This is a genomic window from Flavobacterium channae (genome assembly GCF_021172165.1).
In the GTDB taxonomy this organism is placed as follows: domain Bacteria; phylum Bacteroidota; class Bacteroidia; order Flavobacteriales; family Flavobacteriaceae; genus Flavobacterium; species Flavobacterium channae.
On sequence record NZ_CP089096.1, the window covers coordinates 657960 to 678309 of the forward strand.

Annotated in this window: 18 protein-coding genes; 13 read left to right on the forward strand and 5 right to left on the reverse strand. The window is 32.6% G+C overall.

Annotated elements, in window-relative coordinates:
• The first annotated feature begins 75 nt into the window (after positions 1-75).
• The 4 genes from LOS89_RS02820 to LOS89_RS02835 are packed head-to-tail and all read left to right on the forward strand — an operon-like array spanning position 76 to position 4917.
• Entirely contained in the window at positions 76-1509 is a 1434-nt protein-coding gene (locus LOS89_RS02820) for an MBOAT family O-acyltransferase (protein WP_231836234.1), read from the forward strand.
• A complete protein-coding gene (locus LOS89_RS02825; RefSeq protein ID WP_231836235.1) occupies positions 1509-2396 on the forward strand; it encodes a hypothetical protein in 888 nt (295 codons plus the stop codon). The genes LOS89_RS02820 and LOS89_RS02825 overlap by 1 nt, the downstream gene beginning before the upstream one ends.
• Positions 2386-3762, forward strand: a complete 1377-nt coding sequence (locus LOS89_RS02830; protein ID WP_231836236.1) for a CDP-glycerol glycerophosphotransferase family protein — start codon at positions 2386-2388, stop codon at positions 3760-3762. Before LOS89_RS02825 ends, LOS89_RS02830 begins: the two co-directional genes overlap by 11 nt.
• The gene (locus LOS89_RS02835; protein ID WP_231836238.1) at positions 3763-4917 is read left to right on the forward strand and encodes a glycosyltransferase family 4 protein; all 1155 of its coding nucleotides are present in this window, start codon (positions 3763-3765) and stop codon (positions 4915-4917) included.
• Between the two features lie 563 nt (positions 4918-5480).
• Here the strand turns inward: LOS89_RS02835 and LOS89_RS02840 are convergent.
• Positions 5481-6230, reverse strand: a complete 750-nt coding sequence (locus tag LOS89_RS02840) for a hypothetical protein (RefSeq protein WP_231836240.1) — start codon at positions 6228-6230, stop codon at positions 5481-5483.
• A 983-nt stretch (positions 6231-7213) separates the two neighbouring features.
• Here LOS89_RS02840 and LOS89_RS02845 point away from each other — a divergent pair.
• The 7 genes from LOS89_RS02845 (at position 7214) to LOS89_RS02875 (ending at position 14818) form a co-directional block, all read left to right on the forward strand.
• The gene (locus tag LOS89_RS02845; protein ID WP_231836242.1) at positions 7214-7420 is read left to right on the forward strand and encodes a hypothetical protein; all 207 of its coding nucleotides are present in this window, start codon (positions 7214-7216) and stop codon (positions 7418-7420) included.
• 49 nt (positions 7421-7469) lie between these two features.
• A complete protein-coding gene (locus LOS89_RS02850; RefSeq protein ID WP_231836244.1) occupies positions 7470-8021 on the forward strand; it encodes a serine O-acetyltransferase in 552 nt (183 codons plus the stop codon).
• Between the two features lie 484 nt (positions 8022-8505).
• Positions 8506-9735, forward strand: coding sequence for a glycosyltransferase family 4 protein (locus tag LOS89_RS02855; protein ID WP_231836246.1), 1230 nt, complete (start codon positions 8506-8508; stop codon positions 9733-9735).
• A 129-nt stretch (positions 9736-9864) separates the two neighbouring features.
• Positions 9865-10956, forward strand: a complete 1092-nt coding sequence (locus tag LOS89_RS02860) for a glycosyltransferase (RefSeq protein ID WP_231836247.1) — start codon at positions 9865-9867, stop codon at positions 10954-10956.
• On the forward strand, positions 10953-12305 hold the full coding sequence (locus LOS89_RS02865; protein WP_231836248.1) for an O-antigen ligase family protein: 1353 nt from the start codon (positions 10953-10955) through the stop codon (positions 12303-12305). Before LOS89_RS02860 ends, LOS89_RS02865 begins: the two co-directional genes overlap by 4 nt.
• Positions 12271-13278, forward strand: a complete 1008-nt coding sequence (locus LOS89_RS02870) for a glycosyltransferase family 4 protein (RefSeq protein ID WP_231836249.1) — start codon at positions 12271-12273, stop codon at positions 13276-13278. The genes LOS89_RS02865 and LOS89_RS02870 overlap by 35 nt, the downstream gene beginning before the upstream one ends.
• Positions 13279-13435: 157 nt before the next feature.
• The gene (locus tag LOS89_RS02875; protein ID WP_231836250.1) at positions 13436-14818 is read left to right on the forward strand and encodes a sugar transferase; all 1383 of its coding nucleotides are present in this window, start codon (positions 13436-13438) and stop codon (positions 14816-14818) included.
• Positions 14819-14841: 23 nt separating this feature from the next.
• Here the strand turns inward: LOS89_RS02875 and LOS89_RS02880 are convergent, their stop codons facing one another.
• Positions 14842-15960, reverse strand: a complete 1119-nt coding sequence (locus LOS89_RS02880) for a lipoprotein N-acyltransferase Lnb domain-containing protein (protein WP_231836251.1) — start codon at positions 15958-15960, stop codon at positions 14842-14844.
• 278 nt (positions 15961-16238) lie between these two features.
• Entirely contained in the window at positions 16239-17312 is a 1074-nt protein-coding gene (locus LOS89_RS02885; protein ID WP_445156333.1) for a putative type IX sorting system protein PorV2, read from the reverse strand.
• A 124-nt stretch (positions 17313-17436) separates the two neighbouring features.
• Between LOS89_RS02885 and LOS89_RS02890 the strand changes: the two genes are divergently transcribed.
• Positions 17437-18177 carry a CDP-alcohol phosphatidyltransferase family protein gene (locus tag LOS89_RS02890; RefSeq protein ID WP_231836253.1) on the forward strand — a complete coding sequence of 247 codons (741 nt, stop codon included), beginning with the start codon at positions 17437-17439 and terminating at the stop codon, positions 18175-18177.
• The gene (locus LOS89_RS02895; protein ID WP_231836255.1) at positions 18177-19028 is read left to right on the forward strand and encodes a glycoside hydrolase family 25 protein; all 852 of its coding nucleotides are present in this window, start codon (positions 18177-18179) and stop codon (positions 19026-19028) included. Before LOS89_RS02890 ends, LOS89_RS02895 begins: the two co-directional genes overlap by 1 nt.
• Before the next feature lie 47 nt (positions 19029-19075).
• Here the strand turns inward: LOS89_RS02895 and lptB are convergent, their stop codons facing one another.
• Positions 19076-19876 (reverse strand): LPS export ABC transporter ATP-binding protein, encoded by an 801-nt coding sequence (gene lptB, locus LOS89_RS02900; RefSeq protein ID WP_231836257.1) that lies wholly within the window; start codon positions 19874-19876, stop codon positions 19076-19078.
• A gap of 122 nt (positions 19877-19998) precedes the next feature.
• On the reverse strand, positions 19999-20349 hold the full coding sequence (locus tag LOS89_RS02905; RefSeq protein ID WP_231836259.1) for a carboxymuconolactone decarboxylase family protein: 351 nt from the start codon (positions 20347-20349) through the stop codon (positions 19999-20001).
• Position 20350: the final 1 nt, after the last annotated feature.

Consider the following 20350-nt stretch of genomic DNA (forward strand, 5'->3'; position numbering starts at 1 on the left):
TTAAATAGTTTCTCAATTCAAAGAAATACCCGATATTTGGCAACTCAATCATCAAAAACAATTTAAAGATAATTAATGTTTTTCAACTCCTTATCCTTTGCTATTTTTTTACCCATCGTATTTTTACTGTATTGGTTGGTGTTTAATAAAAACAAAACCACCCAAAATGCGGTATTAATTGTTGCGAGTTATTACTTTTATTCCTGTTGGGATTGGCGTTTTCTATTTTTATTAGTGTTTTCTACCTTGTTGGATTATTTCAGCGCCATCATGATGGAAAACAGCTCTTCGGATAAAAAGCGAAAGTTATGGTTGTGGTTGACAATCGGAATCAACTTAGGATTTTTAGGAGTTTTCAAATACTACGATTTCTTTGCACAATCGTTTGCCGATTTATTAAACGGTTTCGGATTTCAAACCAATCCTGTTTTATTGAAATTGATTCTTCCTGTTGGAATATCCTTTTATACGTTTCATGGTTTATCCTATGTAATTGATATTTATTATAAACGAATCACAGCTGAACGTAATTTTATCGATTATTCGTTATTCGTAAGCTACTTTCCGCTTTTAGTGGCGGGACCAATTGAAAGAGCTACCCATTTATTACCGCAGGTAAAAATCAAACGTCATTTTAATTTTGAAAAAGCCAAAGAAGGGGTTTATCAAATCCTTTGGGGATTGGTTAAAAAAGTAGTGATTGCAGATAGTTGTGCTACGTATGCTAATGCTGTTTTTGATAATTATGAATCAATGAATTCATTATCATTAATTTTAGGAGCAATTTATTTTGCATTTCAAATTTATGGCGATTTTTCAGGGTATTCCGATATCGCTTTAGGAACGTCTAAATTATTCGGAATCGATTTATTAAAGAATTTCAATTATCCTTATTTTTCTAGAGATATTGCTGAGTTTTGGCGTCGTTGGCACATTTCGTTATCTTCCTGGTTTCGAGATTATTTGTACATACCATTAGGCGGAAGTCAAGGCGGTATGTGGATGAAAGTGAGAAATACCTTCATCATTTTCTTAGTGAGCGGATTCTGGCATGGCGCTAATTGGACGTTTATTGTGTGGGGTTTGTTGAATGCGATTTACTTCTTGCCTTTGTTGTTACAAAATAAGAATCGTTCTAATATGGGCGAAATTGAAATGGGTTGGGATTTTAGTAGTGTAAAAATTATCCTTAATATTTTAGGAACTTTTGTTTTAACTACGATTGCTTGGATTTTCTTTAGAGCTAAATCTATTTCGGAGGCAATTGGTTATATTCAAAAAATGGTAACCGACTTTCATTTTGAATCTCAATATTTAAATAACGAGCGATATAATTTTGAATTGTTACTTTTAGTTATGGTTTTCGTTGGAGTAGAATGGTTCAATCGTTCAAAAGTAGAACCATTATCTGGAAAAGCAAGTTGGATTAAAGTAACCTTAGCTATTTTGGCATTATTAGCTTTAGGCGTGTATTCCGATTATAAAGAATTTATTTATTTCCAATTCTAATGAAACAGTTTTTAATCTTTATCGGTAAAATTTTGCTAGTGCTTTTGCTCTCTGCTTTTGCATTAGATTTTATTTACACTTCTGTTTTTGTACGATCGGAAACTCGAAATAAAGTAGAAAATGTCATCAATTCGAAACAGCAAAACTACGATGTCATTATTTTAGGAACCTCAAGAGCGAACAATCATTTTGTTTCGGAATTATTTGAAAAAGAAGGATTAAAAACCTTTAATTATGGGATGAGTGGTTCGCATTTATTTGAAACGTCATTACTATTAAAATTGATGGTCGAAAGAGGTTGGGAAATAAAAAATGTAATCGTAGAAACAGATTTAAATCTGTCCAACGAAAAACGCGATGATGCTACTTTTGGGCGTTTTATGCCTTTTTTACATCAATCCAAAACAATTTCAAATCATTTTGAAAATGAAGCTGATTTCAACGAATTATATTATGTGCCGTTTTATCGTTATATACAATTTGATGCTAAAGTAGGATTCAGAGCTTGTTATAAAACATTACTACATGAGCCTACTAATACATTGGCCAATAAAGGTTATTATCCACTTGGATTTAATCCAAAAGCTAATATGAAAAATAATATTGAAAGTTTAGTGCCTTTACGTAACCGATATTTCGAAGAAATTAAGCAAATTTGTAAAGCTAATAATATCAATTTGATTGCTGTAACCACACCTATGTGTTCTAATGTGAAAGGAATGGAGTACTTTAAAAAAGTAAAAGCTTTGTATCCTGAAATAAATGAATTTGAACATTTTGTAGAAGGAGACGACTTTTTTTCTTCTTGTGGGCATTTGAATGATAAAGGAGCAAGGTTATTTACAACTAAAATTATTGGAAAACTAGGTTTGAAAAATGAAAAATAGCATGAAGGTAATGTTGCTTTTCCCAGATGGTGTTGGGATTCGAAATTATTTGTATTCTGATGTATTTAAAGGAATGGAAAAAGAATTGGTTTTATTTCATGCTTTTGATGCTAAAACTGAAAATGCTGTTAAAGAAATCTCTTCTATCCAAAATACAATCAGCATTCCAAAATATACAGAATCTTTAAAAGAAAAATTTTTAAGAGAATTAATTTGTTTGACTCGTTTAAAACATAATGCTACGTTAGTAAACAATGCTACGATTCTGACCAATTGGAAATCCAATCACAAAGGAATTTTTAAAACATTATTTTATAAATGCATTGAAATAGCATCGTATGGATTTACGAGTTATGAGCGCATTTTAAAACTAGAGAGATGGTATCAAAAATCAATTAGAAAAACAAGTTTTTATAAAGAAGCACGAGAAATTTTAGTTACTAACGCTCCTGAAAAACTATTTTGTTCGCATCAACGAGGAGTACAATGTGCGCCAATTTTTGCTGCTGCTAAAGATTTAGGAATTGAAACTATAACGGTTATTTATTCTTGGGATAATTTGCCTAAAGCCAGAATGGCATTGCAAGCAGATAAATATTTGGTTTGGTCAGATTATATGAAAAAGGAATTACAATTGTATTACCCTGAAATTAATGAAAATCAAATTTTTGTTACTGGAACGCCTCAGTTTGAATGTTATAAACAACCTGAAAATATTATTCCTAAAGAAGTGTTTTATACTAGGTATAATTTAGATTTAGATAAAAAAATCATTTGTTATTCAGGAGATGACGTGTTAACCTGTCCAGATGATCCACAATATTTAGATGATTTAGCTGATACGTTGATTAAAAATAAATTAGATAATAAATACCAAATTTTATTACGACGATGTCCAGTAGATATTTCTGGTAGATTTGATAGAATAATTTCAAAATATCCAAATCTAATAAAGCAAGCGTCACCCTTATGGAATTTTGATGTTGATAGTAGTTGGACAACAATCTATCCTTTGCCTGATGATGTTAGGTTATTGGTTTCAACAGCATATTACTGCGATGTAGTAGTTAATTTAGGATCGACTATGGCGTTTGATTTTGGCATGTTTAAAAAACCTTGTATTTATATCAATTATGACCAAAAGAATAAAGTAAATCCTAATTGGTCAGTTAACACAATTTATAAGTTTCAGCATTTTAAAAGTTTACCTGATGAAAGTGCGGTTTTATGGTGGAATACAAAAGATGAAATAAAAACTTTACTTGAAAATTTGAATTGGAATGAATCTACTAGAATTTGGATTGATAAAGTATTAGAAGAATATTCATCATCGTCAACCAAAGTAATTAATTCAATATTTAATTAAATGCACATCTGTTTTCTAACTAACGAATATCCAAAAGCAGGCTTTCCGCATGGAGGCTTAGGTAGTTTTGTGAAAACTATGGCGGAAGCTTTAGTTAAAAACGGAACTCAAGTTAGTGTTGTGGGGTTAAATTATAATTATTCTAGTGAAACAGAGCGTGTAAATGACGTAACTATTATTCGAATTCAAAAAAGTAAAGTAAAAGGATTGGCTTGGTACTTTAACTCAAAAATGATTGTCAAAACTATTGCGGCCATCCATGAAAAAACACCTATTGATATAGTTGAAGGAGCCGAATTGTCTTTTGCTTTTTTACCTAAGATAAAAGGAATAAAATACGTTATTCGTTTACATGGAGGTCATCATTTTTTTGCAGAAGCCGAAAATAGAGGAATCAACAAGTGGAAAGGTTTTCAAGAAAAACGTTCTTTTAAAAAAGCAGATGCTTTTATTGCGGTTTCTAATTATGTTAAAAATCATACTGCAACCTATTTGAGTTATCATAACAAGCCTATTGAGGTTATTTTTAACCCAATCAATAGCCAATTGTTTCAACCTCTCGATATCGCCATTGAATCTAATAATATTACTTTCGCAGGGACTATTTGTGAGAAGAAAGGTGTTCGTCAGTTGATTCAAGCTTTTCCAATGGTAAAAGCAAAATTTCCGCAAGCTATTTTGAATTTGTATGGCAGGGATTGGTTCTTTCCTGATGGAAGTTCTTATGTGAAAATGCTAAAAGAAACAGAATTGCCAAAGCTAAAAGAATTTGCTAATGACGTTGTTTTTCATGGGGCTGTCGCTTTTCAAGACATTCCGAATGCTTATGCAAAAGCAGCAGTTTGTGTCTTTCCATCTCATATGGAGACATTGGGGCTTGTTGCTCCTGAAGCAATGGCCATGGGAAAAGTAGTAATCTTTACAGAATTAGGACCTGGACCTGAAGTTATTGTAGATGGTTATAACGGTTATTTAGTCAATCCGTATGAACCTAAAAATATTGCAGATCAAATTCTAAAGGTTTTTGATAATGAAGAAGAAGCAAAACGAATAGCGAAACTAGCAAGACAAACGGTTTTAGAAAAGTTTAATCCAGAAATTATTGTCCAACAGAATATCGATTTTTATACAGAAATAGTAAAATGCAATAGCTAATTATCTTTAAAGTCTTAGATAGAATTCCCTCCTTGAGAGGGTTAAGAAGAGTTAGGGTGGTGTAAAATTTAATTTCAAAATAAGAATGTAATCCTATGATAACTATGTCAAGTGCAACGTCCGAAGCTTCGGACTAAAAATCAACACAAAGCCAAACTATTGTGATTATGTGTTTAAAAAATCTATTTCCTATCCGTTTTCCATCTCTTGAAATTCAATATTCGTTAATCATTATTCAAAATTCAACATTCGTTACCCGAGAGTTTTGTTCGAACTGGCGAAGCAATCTCCAATCAAAATTCAAATCCTAAAATTTTAACTCATAACAAGTGCAACGCCTCTTTGATTCTCAATTCGTCACAAACTACTTCAAAAAAACTACGAGTAACTCCGTGTAAAAACTATGTGCCTATGTGTTTAAAAAAAATAATTTCATCTGTTTAAACCACAAATCTTAAATTTCAACAAAAAAAAATGCAAAGCTCAGTTCAATATTAAAAATAACTAGAAGCAAAAAAAGCCCCAACAAATAGTTGAGGCTCTTTAAAAATGCTATTCCAAATCTAAACAATATCAATCAAGTTCAATACATTAAAAGCTCCATTTCTCAAAGGATATTGTACTCCATTAACTTCCTGAAAAAATTCAATAAGCAATAAGTACAATTGTGTTCCTGCTCCTGTTGGTACTCCAGCCGGTGTTAGCGTTATAGTTGTCGAATTCATATCAAGTACCGTATTCACTACAGGACTATACTGGGTGTCAAACTCGCCCGTAACAAAATCCAAATTAATAAAAGCACTACGAAACGACACGTGTGTGGCTCCTTCCGGAATCTGCAATTGATCTAACGGAACAAAATCTGCAATAGTTACAACTCCAGTTAGAGTGTCTAAATTGAAAGGTGCATGAAATACAGCTTGTAAGGCAGCACGGTTATTAAAATCAAAACCTTTTAATAATTGTTTGCCATTTAAAGTCAATAATCCTTCGCTGACTACTCGTTCACCTCTTGCAGAACTGCTATCCAATTGTCGAACTTTACTCAAAATACCCATCATGCGGCTACTCATACGAGGATCTTTCGCTCGATTGAGCATAGTGCCAATGGCATTACGTAATAATTTTCCCGATTGAGCTGTAGTGCCAAATTCGGCGATATTCTCACGAGTTCTAATGTAGGCAGGATCATTCATAATTCTACCTTTTGAAACCCCACCCTTGGTGCGAACCAAGTGCCCATCTACACTTTTATAAAAAGTTAGACCATCTAGCGTTCCCGCTACTTTAAGGAAAGACTGTTGCTTTGCCATAATTTTCTTTTTTAAAGATTTATAAAATGTTTTGTAAATCAGGCGCCTTGATTTCGATTTCAAAACTAGAACAACTTTTTTAATCAAAAAAAGAATAGGTTCCGTTTGCACTCAAATGTGCCGTTTTGTTCCATTTTATAACATTATAACCGTTAAAATTGGTAATCAAAATTTATTAATTCGAATTTACTAGACTTTTCTTTCAGTGTTAGCTAAATTGTAATTCCTTTTAAAGATATTGCAACTCTATCTTCTTCTAAAGCCCTTCGTGTTACTTCCTGAAAAACGTTGCGAAACTTTGTGTTACAGTCTAGTTATGTTATCATTTAATCCATTGGTCTCCCATTGATGTTCCATACATATCCCGTACATATCCCGTGTGTAACCATATAAAATTTGTTTCATGTCACAACATTAGAAAAAGGGTTGGTTTTACTTTGTTGAATTATGTTATAAGATGAATAAAATGAAGTGTCCTATTTTTTAAAAAGGCTTCAATTTAAGTTTGTAAAGTAAAATTTGTTTCATGTCACAACATTAGAAAAAGAGTTGATTTTACTTTGTTGAATTATGTTATAAGATGAATAAAATGAAGTGTCCTATTTTTTAAAAAGGCTTCAATTTAAGTTTGTAAAGTAAAATTTGTTTCATGTCACAACATTATAAAAAGAGCTGATTTTACTTTGTTGAATTATGTTATAAGATGGATAAAATGAAGTGTCCTATTTTTTAAAAAGTCTTCAATTTAAGTTTGCGAAGTAAAATTTGTTTCATGCCACAACATTAGAAAAAGGGTTGGTTTTACTTTGTTGAAGTATGTTATTAAATGAAGGAAATGAAGTGTCCTATTTTGGGAATGACCAATAAATTAATATTGTATTGTAAAACTTTAAAAGGATAAGTTTTTCACGTTACACATTTAAAAAGAAACACGTGTTTATTTTGAAATATAAATTGAGTATTAAAAACAAAAACTAAAAATTATGTCAAGAATTATTATGACTCCAAAAGAGGTACAAATTATTTTAGGAGGAAGCTCCAGCTATGCCAGAAAAGTAGTTAGAGTAATTAAAATGAAAAACAACAAGTTGAAACACCAAAAAATAACCGTAAAAGAGTTTTGCAGAGATCAAGGCTTAGATCTACAAGATGTTATTCAAGAGTTAAAAGAATTTTATAAAAGGAAATGATACTTTTATTCAGGTTAATTGTATATTTACTTTTCAATTTTGAAAGTAAATGAATTTTTTACAGTTAATTTCATCCGATTACAAAAAATATAAAAAATATGGAGGTAACTTTATCACCATCTTATTTTTTACGCAAGGATTTTGGGCCAGTTTCCAATACCGAGTAGCACATGCTGTTCACAAGATGCCTATTCCTATTCTAAAGCAATTATTGCAATTTTTGTGTTTGATTTGGCAAAAAATAATTGAAATACTCACTGGTATTTCAATTCCTGCTTCAGCTCAAATTGGACATTCGTTCTATATAGGGCATTTTGGAGGAATTATTTTAAATGCAAAAACAACTATTGGAAATAATTGCAATATATCACAAGGCGTAACCATTGGGGTTTCAGGTCAAGGAGAAAATAGAGGGGTTCCAAAAATCGGAAATAATGTATATATTGGAGCGAATGTAGTAGTCGCAGGAAATATTATAATAGAAGATAATGTGTTAATTGGAGCTTGTTCACTAGTTAATACTAATGTCAAAGCAAATAGCGTAATGTTAGGAGTGCCAGCTGTAAAGGTTTCAGAAAAAAGTTCTGAGGGATATGTTTAGATGGGGAGTCTTGGAGATTGGATGATGGGGAGATTGGGACGCGGGTGAAATAGGTCCGCCTAGGGGAAGCGCTGATAATTACGGATTTTCTTATTTAAAATATTTAAAGCAAAAGTTATTGGTAGGATTGTCCCCTTGAGGGGACTTTAGGGGTGTAGCGGTTGTTTTGAATTTTGAATATTGATTGCTTCGCCAGTTCGAGCAAAACTCTCGAGTAATGAATGTTGAATTTTGAAATTTTAGGAACACAGATTAAAGAAATTGTAATAATCTTAAAAATTGGTTTCACATGATTGTCACTTCGAGCGCAGTCGAGAACTATAGAAGGTTTTTTACACAGAGCTACACCGAGATTTTTTGAAGTAGATTGTGTTGAACGAGACACTCCGAGTTCGAAGTTTTGCACGTTACACTTAAATAGAGTTTTGTTTAGAGTTTGAAGTTGATTTTTGAAATTGTAACTTGCACCAAAAAATAAATTATCTTGAAGCTTTTAGTCATATCCTCAGCACCAGTTGTAGAACTTGATGGTAAATTACATTTGTACGCTCCCTATGAAAAGGAAATGCAATTGTGGGCAAAACATGCCGATACGATACAATTTTGCTGTCCGATTTGGAGAGAAGATAAAAAACTTCTAATTGCACCTGTTTCTTTTGAAGTGGAAAAAGTTGTTGAACTTCAAGAATTTGATATCACTTCATTTTCAAATAAACTGAAAGCAATTCCTCTTGCTTTAGTGGCTTTGGTGAAAATCTTTAAAGCCATGAAACAAGCCGACCATATTCACTTACGCTGTCCAGGTAATATTGCTTTATTGGCTTGTTTGGTACAGATTTTATTTTCTAATAAACAAAAAACGGCTAAGTACGCAGGAAATTGGGATCCTAAAAGCCAACAACCATGGAGTTATCGCCTACAAAAATGGATTTTATCTACTACTTTTTTAACTCGAAATATGCAAGTTTTGGTCTATGGGGAATGGCCGAATCAGACAAAAAATATTAAACCGTTTTTTACAGCTACTTATGGCGTAGATGAAATTCAGAATTCAGAATTTAGAATTCAGAACAAATGGTCACTTCCAGCGCAGTCAAAAACTACTGAAAACAACTTCGACTCCGCTCAGTCTGACAAAAAGGATAACAACTCATTGTCACTTCGAGCGGAGTCGAGAACTAATGAAAACCAATTCAAGTTTCTGTTTATAGGGACACTTTCACCTGGTAAGCAGCCTTTATATGCTATTCAATTAGTGGAAGAGTTGTATAAAAAAGGGTTAAGAGTGACTCTTGAACTTTATGGGGAAGGTGTTTTACGAAAAGAATTAGAACTTTATATAGCCCAAAATAAGTTAGAACCTATTGTAACTTTAAAAGGAAATCAATCTAAAGAAACCGTTTTAAAAGCGTATCAATCTCATCACTTTTTAATTCTGCCTTCCAAAAGTGAAGGCTGGCCCAAAGTAGTGGCGGAAGCTATGTTTTGGGGTTGTGTGCCTATTGCTTCTCCTGTTTCTTGTGTTCCCTATATGATGGGGAATGGTAGTAGAGGTATTATTTTAAAAGAACAATTAGATTTTGATGTAAATCAAATAGTCAACGTTTTAAAGAATCTAGAAGTGTATTTAAAAATGTCTTCTGAAGGACAATCTTGGTCGAGACAATTTACCACAGATAAGTTTGAAGCCGAAATTAGGAAGTTGCTCAAATAATAGTTCTTATGTACTTGTTTTTAATTAAAATAGAAAATTGAAACTTGTACTTGATTTTTGCCCTTGCTCTTGCTCTTGTTCTTTTGATTTTTTCTATTTTTACATTCTAATCTTAATAAGTAAGTAGCATTGGCTTCTCCAAAAGAAATACGAGTTATTCAATTAATCGATAGCCTTGAACCTGGTGGAGCGGAACGTATGGCGGTTACTATTGCGAATGAACTTGCTGATGAGGTAGCTTTTTCAGGTTTGGTGACAACCCGTTTAGAAGGCGGACTAAAAAACACCCTTGCTAAGAGAGTAGAATACACTTTTTTAAATAAAAAGAAGGCTGTTGACTTTTTTGCACTACTTCGTTTAAGAGACTTTGTTAAAAAAAATAAAGTAAACACTATACATGCTCACAGCAGTTCTTGTTTTTTTGCTGTTTTGCTAAAGTTAACCATGCCGTCTCTTCAAATTTTTTGGCACGATCATTTTGGAAACCGAGTACAATCTAAGGCGAGTTATTTATCACTTCGATTGTTTTCTGTTTTTTTTAGTGGTGTTTTTACGGTTAACGAAACCCTCAAAGTATGGGCTGAGAAGTATTTATGGGTTGGGGATGTTCAGTTTCTTCCTAATTTTACTTCTTCAAATGAGAAAGAACTAGCTGTTACTGTTTTGGAAGGAGTTGCAAACAAAAGAATTGTTTTTTTAGCTAATTTACATGCTCCTAAAAACCATATACTAGCTTTAAAGGCTTTTTTGAATAGTAAAATAGCTAGTCAAGACTGGACCTTACACTTAATTGGAAAGGACAAACAAGACGATTATTCTCAGGAATTAAAAAACTTTATACATCAAAATAATTTGCAAGAAGCCATTTTTATTTATGGTTCTTGTAATGATATAAAATCTATTTTGGAGCAAGCTAAGGTGGGGATTTTAGTTTCAAGTTATGAAGGGTTTCCAGTTACACTATTGGAATATGGAATGGCTGAACTGACCGTGATTAGTACCGATGTAGGGTATTGTAACACTATTATTCAAAATAACAAAACAGGTTATTTGATTCCGTCAGATAATAATGAATTGCTCACAGAGGCCTTCATCAAATTAGCAAATGAATCTCATAAAAATGATACTCTAGCTAAAAATTTGAATACTTTTGTCAAAAATAATTATGCTCCAGAAAAGGTGATTCAAAAAATAATAGCAGCCTATCAAAAACACGTATGAAGAGCGAAACCCTAAAGTATTTAAAATTTGTAATCATCCACTTACTAATTGGATTGGCGATATTTTTAGTACCGCCGATTTCAAAAGTGTATGCGATAGCTATTATTTTGGTAGGTTTTCGTTATGTGATTCTAAGAAAAAATGCTAATAATGAAGCCTTATATGTAGCGGCATATATAGTTGGATCTGAGGTTTTTTTGCGAATGACTCAAGGAAATTTTTTCGAACAATATGCAAAATATGGGGTAATGGGTGTTTTAATTATTGGAATGCTTTTCAAAGGGTTTTCTAAAAATGCCATTATGTACTGGATTTTTGGATTACTATTATTACCAGGAGTGATTTATGGGTTTTTTACATTGAACTTTGAAACTGATATTCGGAAAGCAATTACTTTTAACATTATTGGACCTATAACTTTGACCGTTAGTGCTATTTATTGTTATCAGCGTCGTATTACTTTTGACCAGATTAAAAACGTGATTGATATGCTGGCCTACCCATTAATGGCTACTTTAGTTTATATGTACTTGTATACACCAAGTGTTAAGGATGTGGTCACTAATACGGAATCTAATTTTGAAACTTCAGGTGGATTTGGTCCCAACCAAGTTTCTACTATTTTGGGGTTGGGTATCTTTTTATTTTTTGTAAAGATTGTTTTAATTTCTAAAACAACGTGGATACGCAACATTAATATCTTATTTTTTATTGTCATTACTTTTAGAGGTATTGTAACCTTCTCTAGGGGAGGTATTATTACAGGCTTTGCTATGATTTTGATTGTTGTAGTTTTACTTCTTTTATTTACGAAATCACATGTAAAGTCTAAAATTATAATGTTAGTTGTATTTGGCTTTTTTGCATTGGGTGGTATTTGGGCTTATAGTTCCATACAAACTAGTGGTCTTATTGATAAACGTTATGCTAATCAAGATGCAAGAGGAAGAGAAAAGGCAAGTAAACTAACTGGAAGAGAGCGATTAATCGAATCAGAATTTAATATGTTTTTAGATAATCCTATTTTTGGTATTGGTGTTGGAAAAAATAAAGAGTATAGGCTTGAAACAACAGGTATTGATGCAGCTTCACATAATGAGATTACAAGAATGTTAGCTGAACATGGAATGTTCGGATTATTTGGATTGATTATTCTATTAATCACTCCAATGGTGTTGTATTTGAATAATAAACAAAACATTTTTGTTTTTTCTTTTGTTGTTTTTTGGCTCCTTACTATCAACCACGCCGCCATGCGATTAGCGGCACCAGCTTTTGTATACGCCTTGTCACTTTTAAAAGTTCAATTTGTAGATGAAACTACTGTATCTAGGGAATCAGTTAAGTAAGCATGGTTTTAATAAAACCACAATAGAAACTTTAGGACTTCAGCTAGAGCAGGAAGGTTATACAATTTATTATGCTTCTGATAAAAAGTCCTTTTTATTTCGATTGTTGGATATGATATGGGCTGTATTTATTTATCGCAAGCAGGTGTCTTACATTTTGATTGATACCTATAGTACAAAAGCGTTCTGGTATGCTTTTTTTTGTAGTCAATTGGCACGTATTTTCAATATTAAATATATTCCTATTTTGCATGGTGGCGCTTTACCAAATCGGTTAAAAAAGAATCCCAAGTTATGCCAAATGTTGTTTGCCAATGCACACAAAAATATTGCTCCATCAGGTTACTTAAAAAAAGCTTTTGAGAAAGCCGCTTTTACAAATGTAATCTACATTCCGAATTCTATTGAAATTGAAAAATATTCTTTCAAAATAAGAACGGAGTTTGCTCCAAAATTACTTTGGGTACGCGCTTTTGCATCTATTTATAATCCCGAAATGGCCGTTAAAGTGTTGTTTGAATTGCAAAGAAAATATCCCAATGCTTCTTTAACTATGGTGGGCCCTGACAAAGATGGTAGTTTACAAACCACAAAAGCATTTGCTGAATCTGTTGGGGTTGCAGTAAATTTTACAGGACAATTAGCAAAAGAAGATTGGTGGCAGTTGGCCTCAGAACACAATATTTTTATCAATACCACTCATTTTGATAATACGCCTGTTAGTGTTATGGAAGCGATGGCTTTAGGTTTGCCAGTTGTGAGTACTAATGTAGGTGGTATTCCTTATTTACTTACAGATAAAGAAAATGCTTTATTGGTTAACGATAATGATGTTGTTACAATGACAACCGCTATTTGTAGTTTATTAGATAATCAAGAAAAAACCAAAGCTTTAGCCTTAAATGCACGTAACTTTATCGAACAGATGGATTGGAATGTAGTGAAAGAGGATTGGAAGCAGGTTTTGAGGTAAAAGGGAGAGTATTTTTGTTTCAGGTTTCAAGTTTCAAGTTTTTTGGAACACAGATTGGAGAAATCTTTAAAATTTAATATTACTATTTCAATAAATTTTTAAGGATGATTTCGTGGTTTCTTTTAAATTCGTTACTTTGCGTTAGAATTATAAACGAATGAGTGCCTCTCAAAAAATACATTTTGAAATTTCAGAACGCAAAATCTTATTGCGTGTCATGGATGTATTTTTTACTTTAATGACTTTAGCATTAATTGGACATTATACAAAATTTGATTATTTCAGAATATCCCAAACCAATTTTTACTGGACAATCGTTTTAGCTCTTTATTTGGTTTTTTTCGGGACAATTTTCGAAATGTATAATTTACAAACCGCAAGTAACCGATTTCAAATATCTAAAAGTATTATTTTAACAACTTCTGTAACTGTTTTACTTTATTTGTTAACTCCTTTTTATACTCCTGTTTTGCCTTCTAATCGTTTCCAAATTATTCTGTTTTTCTTTTCTATTTTAATTTCATTGTCCATTTGGCGTTATACTTACATTATTTTTTTGGCTTCCAATCGATTTATGAAAAAAGTACTTTTTGTAGGAAGTAGTAAAGAAGTGGATGGTTTGGTGAGGGAACTAGCAAAATTTAATCCACATTATAAAGTAGTAGGTTATGTTGCAGTAAATGAGGAACCTGATGATACTCAAGTCGAACGTGTACTAGATTCTGATTTGGATGATTTTGTGTACCAAAATTACATTTCTGAAATCGTAGTAGCTAATGTTAAAAATAAATTAACCTCGGTTGATTTGTATAATAAGTTACTTCGACTACTTGAAAAAGGTATTGTAATTAGAAAGTACAATCAAGTTTATGAATACAGTACGTATCGATTGCCTATTCATTTTGAAGATCGAGAATTGTATAAGTTTTTCCCGTTTAGTAGAAGCAATCAAAACAAATTGTATGTGTATTACAGCCGTTTTTTTGATATTGTTTTTTCGCTAGTTGGATTAATTGGTTTTTTTATATTGGCACCTTTTTTATGGATTATCAATCTTTTTGTTAATAAGGGAAGTTTTTTTTATGCACAAGAACGCGTAGGTAAAAACGGAGTTCCATTTACGATTTACAAGATGAGAACCATGGTACAAAATGCCGAAGAAAACGGAGCTGTTTTTGCAACAACTAATGATAGTCGAATTACTCCTTTTGGAAAATTTCTTAGAAAAACAAGATTAGACGAATTGCCTCAATTTATCAATGTATTGAAAGGGGATATGGCCATTATCGGTCCTCGACCAGAACGTCCTATTTTTGTGGAGCAAATAGCAGCCTCAATTCCTTTATATCAAACGCGTCACGTTATTAAACCAGGGCTTACAGGTTGGGCACAAGTGAATTATCCTTACGGTTCTAATTTAGAAGACAGTTTAATGAAACTTCGTTACGATTTGTATTATATCAAACATCGTAGCTTGTTTTTAGATATCAATATTGTTGTGAAAACAATGAGTACAGTTTTGTTTTTTAGAGGACAGTAATTAGTTTTCAGTAGTCAGTTTTATTAGCGTGCTAGATTTGATTTCTTAATTTGCAAAATGATTTTTCCTATCCAATAAAAATGTAAGGCTATAAATGGCCAAACGATTTCTAAGTGAATTTTTGTGGTCATGTAGGCTAGATATAGTAATAGCATCGCCAAAATAACTTGTCCAAATAGTACTATTCTTTCTTTAATTCCTTTTTTAAGATACCAAGCGAATACCAACAAAAGTGGATTGAACAATAAAATGTTGTAGTTCCACAACACTTCTTCGTGTAAGGAATAGCATCCTACTAAAGAGAAAAACAATCCCAATATTCCCGCGAAAACAAAGTAACTGATTTGAATCCATTTTTTGTTTGCTAACACTAAAGCCAATAAGATGGCGATTAAGGAATATATAGAGTTCATCCAATTGAAAGACACTTCTGTTTTACTGACTTCCAGAATTCTTTTATTGCTTTTTTCAATTGCATTATCGTTAACTTTAGTATACGAAATCGCTTCTTTGAATTCGTAAGGGAGGAATAATCGTGTTGCTGGTTCGTCAACTTTAGCCCCAAAAATCAATTGAATACCTAATTTCATGTAAAAATCCGTCATATACGGATACAGAATTTCTCGATATGTTTGATTGGAAGTATCTGATTTGATGTATTCTTTTCCTAAAATCCCATTGATTTTATCTACTACCATTGTCGTGCAATTTCTATCGATGAATTTATAGGTGTAAAAACGTTCGTCACTGTAAACGGAATGATTTAACTGTTGGAACAACAGATTCATTTGGGCAGGATTCATTTGGATTTCTTGTTCAATGATTTCTCTATTTTCTGCTTGATAGTTGTAATAGAAATCGATAAAACTGCCATTAGTTACAAAGTATTGTAAATCGCCCTTTACGAATTTTCCAATGAAGTTAGGCGTGCTAAAATCAAAAGCGCCATAATTATACACTACATCAATGCCTTTTAAGCTATCTTGAATACGAATTCCGGTATGACCATACATGGCATATGATTCTGGACCTAATCCACAGGTTAAAATACTGACTTTTGCTTTTTCAGAAAGTGACATGTTTTGGGAAAAAGCAATGGTGCTTAGTAGTATTGAAAGTGTTAAAAGTAGTTTTTTAGTCATATAGTATTTTGTTTCAAGTTTCAGGTTTCAAGTTTCAGGTTTCAGGTTTTGGCACGCGAATGAAACGGGTCCGCCTGGGCGAATCAATGGTTTTAGCTATTTTTCAACACATAGACACATTAGATTAGCTTTGTCTCTATTTTTAGGCGTTTCACTAGACATAACTCACATTAGATTTGTAATGTTTTTGTTTCAGGTTTCAGGTTTCAAGTTTCAGGTTTCAAGTTTGTTTGCTATGACCCATTACCTATAACCAAATACCTATCACCTATAACTCATTATCTAAACAATTCCCAGTCTACTTTTAAAGAGAAAATATTGGAATACAAAGCCGCACTTTGGTCGCCTAAATCGGTTAAAGCGTAATCTACTTGAATGCCTTTGTATTTGAATCCTAATCCGATATTGGGTTGAAAACTTAGTTTGCTTGAATTGTCTATTTGTGTAATTTGTTGAAAATTTCCAACTCCTGCTCTTAGATATACCAAATCAATATATCCAAATTCCAATCCCAATGCTGGATCAATACTTACGGTGTTGGTTGAAACTATATCGTTAGTTCGGGTAAATTGCATGTTTAAATTGGTAGCTGCTAACAAGCTGTAATCATAGCGGATTATCCATTTTTTGGACATACCTAATTGTGCTTTCGGTAATGTAATTTCGCTGGTTTCTGGTAATTCTTGATTTTCTCCTGGAATGGCATCGGCGATTTCTTGATATTTTGCTTCGTCGATGGTCCAAGTATTGTAGGTAGTAGTAATATCGCGAATCATTAAACCAAATTTCCAATCCTCATCATCGCTGATGTACTGAATTCCTAAATCCAATCCAAATCCCCAAGAATTAGCAAAATCTCCAATAATTCTTCTAATTACTTTTGCATTTACACCATAATTTAAGCCTTCGATAGGTAAACTTCTAGCATAAGAAACGGTTAAGCCGTAATCGGCAGTAGAGAAAAGAGAAATTCTATTGTAATCAATGTTGCCTTCGCTATCGATTAATTGGGTCGTATTCAAGATGTCGTCAACCCCAAAACGAATTAACGAAATTCCCACCGCACTTCTGTCATCAATTGGCATAGCGAAGCCGGCATAATCGTATTGGGCAATATTCGCAAAATAATTTGCATGCATTAAAGCGAATTGTTTGTCTTCTAATTTTAATAAACCAGCAGGATTCCAATAGCCTGAGTTCACATCCCCTGTATGGGATACCACCGCATTAGACATTCCCAAAGCCGCAGCGTCTACTCCAATATTCATGAATTCGTTGGAATATTTTCGAACGGTTTGGCCATATGCCATCCAGCTAAAGCAAATTAGAAAATATAAAGTGGTCTTTTTCAATGCCAATTTTTTTTACAAAGATGAAATAAATTTCTCAAATAGTAAACTCTAAAAGTATTAACTTATTGTATTACCTTTGTTCTAAATTCGTAAAGTCTTGTAAGATTTTTTTAAACGTTTATTTATGCAGATTAAAAAACACATCCCAAACGCTATCACGCTATTGAACTTATCCACTGGTTTATTAGCTATTATTGCCATTTTTAGAGGTTATTTTGATGAAGCCTTTATTTTTGTTTGTTTGGGGATTTTTCTTGATTTTTGGGATGGATTTTTAGCTAGAAAATTCAATGTAGCAGGTCCTTTAGGCGTGCAGTTGGATTCTTTAGCTGATATGGTTACTTGTGGTGTAGTTCCAGGTTTGATGATGTTTCGTTTGTTTGAAGATATTCAGCAAACCCAACCCGAGTACATGTTAACAGAAGAAACGTTTTATATGGGATTTGTTCCTTATTTGGGCTTTTTAATCACCATTGCCTCCTGTTATCGTTTGGCAAATTTTAATATCGATACGCGTCAAACAGATTCTTTTATAGGATTACCAACACCAGCAAATGCTTTAGTCATCATGAGCATTCCGATGATTCAGTATGCAAATGATTTTGAAATGTTGACGGCTATTTTATACAATCCTTATGTTTTACTAGTAATTACATTAATTAGTGCTTATATTTTAAATGCCGAAATTCCCTTGTTTTCTTTGAAAATTAAAGAATTTACTTGGTCAAAATATAAAATGCAAATCCTATTTTTAATTGGTTCTTTGGTGTCCTTTTTTATTCTAGGTTTTGTAGCTATTCCTTTGATTATCATTAGTTATGTGCTAGTGTCGGTAATCAGTAATAAAATGACGGCTAAGTCGTAATGGCGTCCACAAGTTACAGAAGAAAACCTCTTTCTAAAAGAAAATCCAATAGTACCAATAAATGGATTTTCTACTTTATTTCTTTTGTTTTGTTGCTCTTTGTTGCGATTGGAATTTATAAATTTCGCGATGGATTTCTCTATTATTTAGGTTTTAAAACCGATAAAAATGTAGCCGCACTTTCTAAAGAAGAACGAAAATTAGCCGACATCCGAATTTATGAAGTGTTGCACAAACACGATGAAAAAGCTATAGGTTTTGATGTTTCGGAATATCAAAGTGAAATCGATTGGGAACAAACCTATCACATTGATGAATCGTTTGAATTGTCTTTTGTTTTTATTCGTGCTACTGCTGGAAAAAATAAGGTAGATTCAAGATTCAAAGAGAATTGGAAAGCTTCAAAAGAACGTCAACTCATTCGCGGCGCTTATCATTATTATCGTCCCAACGAAAATTCTATCGAACAAGCCAATAACTTTATCAAAAACGTAAAACTAGAAAAAGGCGATTTGCCGCCTGTTTTAGATATTGAAAAATTACCTAAATCGCAATCAATTGATAGTTTAAAAGTAGGATTACGTCGCTGGTTGAAAAAGGTAGAAAAGCATTATAAAGTCAAGCCCATAATTTATTCCGGAGAAAGTTATTACAATGATTTTTTAAAAAAAGAGTTTTCGGATTATCCGCTTTGGATTGCCAATTATAATTTTTGGCGCAATCATTTAGAAGACGATTGGTTGTTTTGGCAATTCACCGAGAAAGCCCAAATTCAAGGAATTGAAGGTATGGTGGATGTGAATATTTTTAATGGCGATAAGAATAAGTTGTTGTTGAAGTGTATTCGATGATTAAAATTACATATAAAAAAATCCCTCAAATAGATTGAGGGATTTTTTTATTCTTCTTTATTCAAATTCAATTCGCCTTTACCGTGAATGATAGTGGTTTTTGGAGCTTCAAAATCGATTTTAGTTCTTCTTAATTCGAAGTTTTGACCTAGATAAACACGTCTTACTACTTCATCTGACGCTAGTTCCTCAGGTTTTCCGGCTTTCAGAATTCCACCTTCAAACATTAAATAGGTTTTATCCGTAATTGCTAAAGTTTCTTGAACGTTATGGTCCGTAATTAAAATCCCGATATTTTTGTTTTTTAATTGGGCTACAATTCGTTGAATGTCTTCTACCGCTACAGGGTCAACTCCAGCAAAAGGTTCGTCCAAAAGGATAAATTTTGGATCGGTTGCTAAAGCACGTGCAATCTCCGTACGGCGACGTTCTCCTCCTGAAAGCAAATCACCACGGTTGGTTCTGATGTGTTCTAATGCAAATTCTGCAATTAATTCTTCCATTTTAGCTTCTTGTTCAGCTTTAGAAAGCGTTGTTAACTGCAAAACACTCAAAATATTATCTTCAATACTCAATTTTCTAAAAACAGAAGCTTCTTGTGCCAAATAGCCAATCCCGTGTTGGGCACGTTTGTACATTGGGAAATTTGTAATATCCATATCGTCTAAATAGATATTCCCGCTGTTTGGTTTTACTAAACCTACAATCATGTAGAACGAAGTGGTTTTTCCGGCTCCATTTGGACCCAATAAACCCACGATTTCCCCTTGATTTACTTCTACGGAAATCCCTTTAACTACACTTCTTTTTTTATAGGTTTTAACTAAATTTTCTGCTCTTAATTTCATTCTAAGGTTTAAATGTTTAGAAGTTTAATTGTTTAATTGATTTACAAATAAACAAAAAACAAACTGTACTTTTTTAGTTTTAACGTCAATTTTAGAAAACTGTAGACTGCGACCGAGACTGCTTACTGAGCACTTTCTTCTAGCGCTTCCCAAAATTCGTAAGCTCTTCTTAAATGAGGGATTACAATAGTTCCACCAACTAATGTGGCAATTCCCATCGCTTCCATCATCTCTTCTTTGTTTACGCCATTTTTATAAGCTGTTTCTAAATGATATTTGATACAATCATCACAACGTAAAACAGCTGAAGCTACTAATCCAAGTAATTCTTTCGTTTTTACATCTAAAGCACCTTCCATGTAGGCATTGGTGTCTACATTGAAAATTCTTTTGATAACTTTATTGTTGTCTGCTAATAATTTTTCGTTCATTTTAGAACGATAATCATTAAATTCTTTTACTAAATCTGCCATT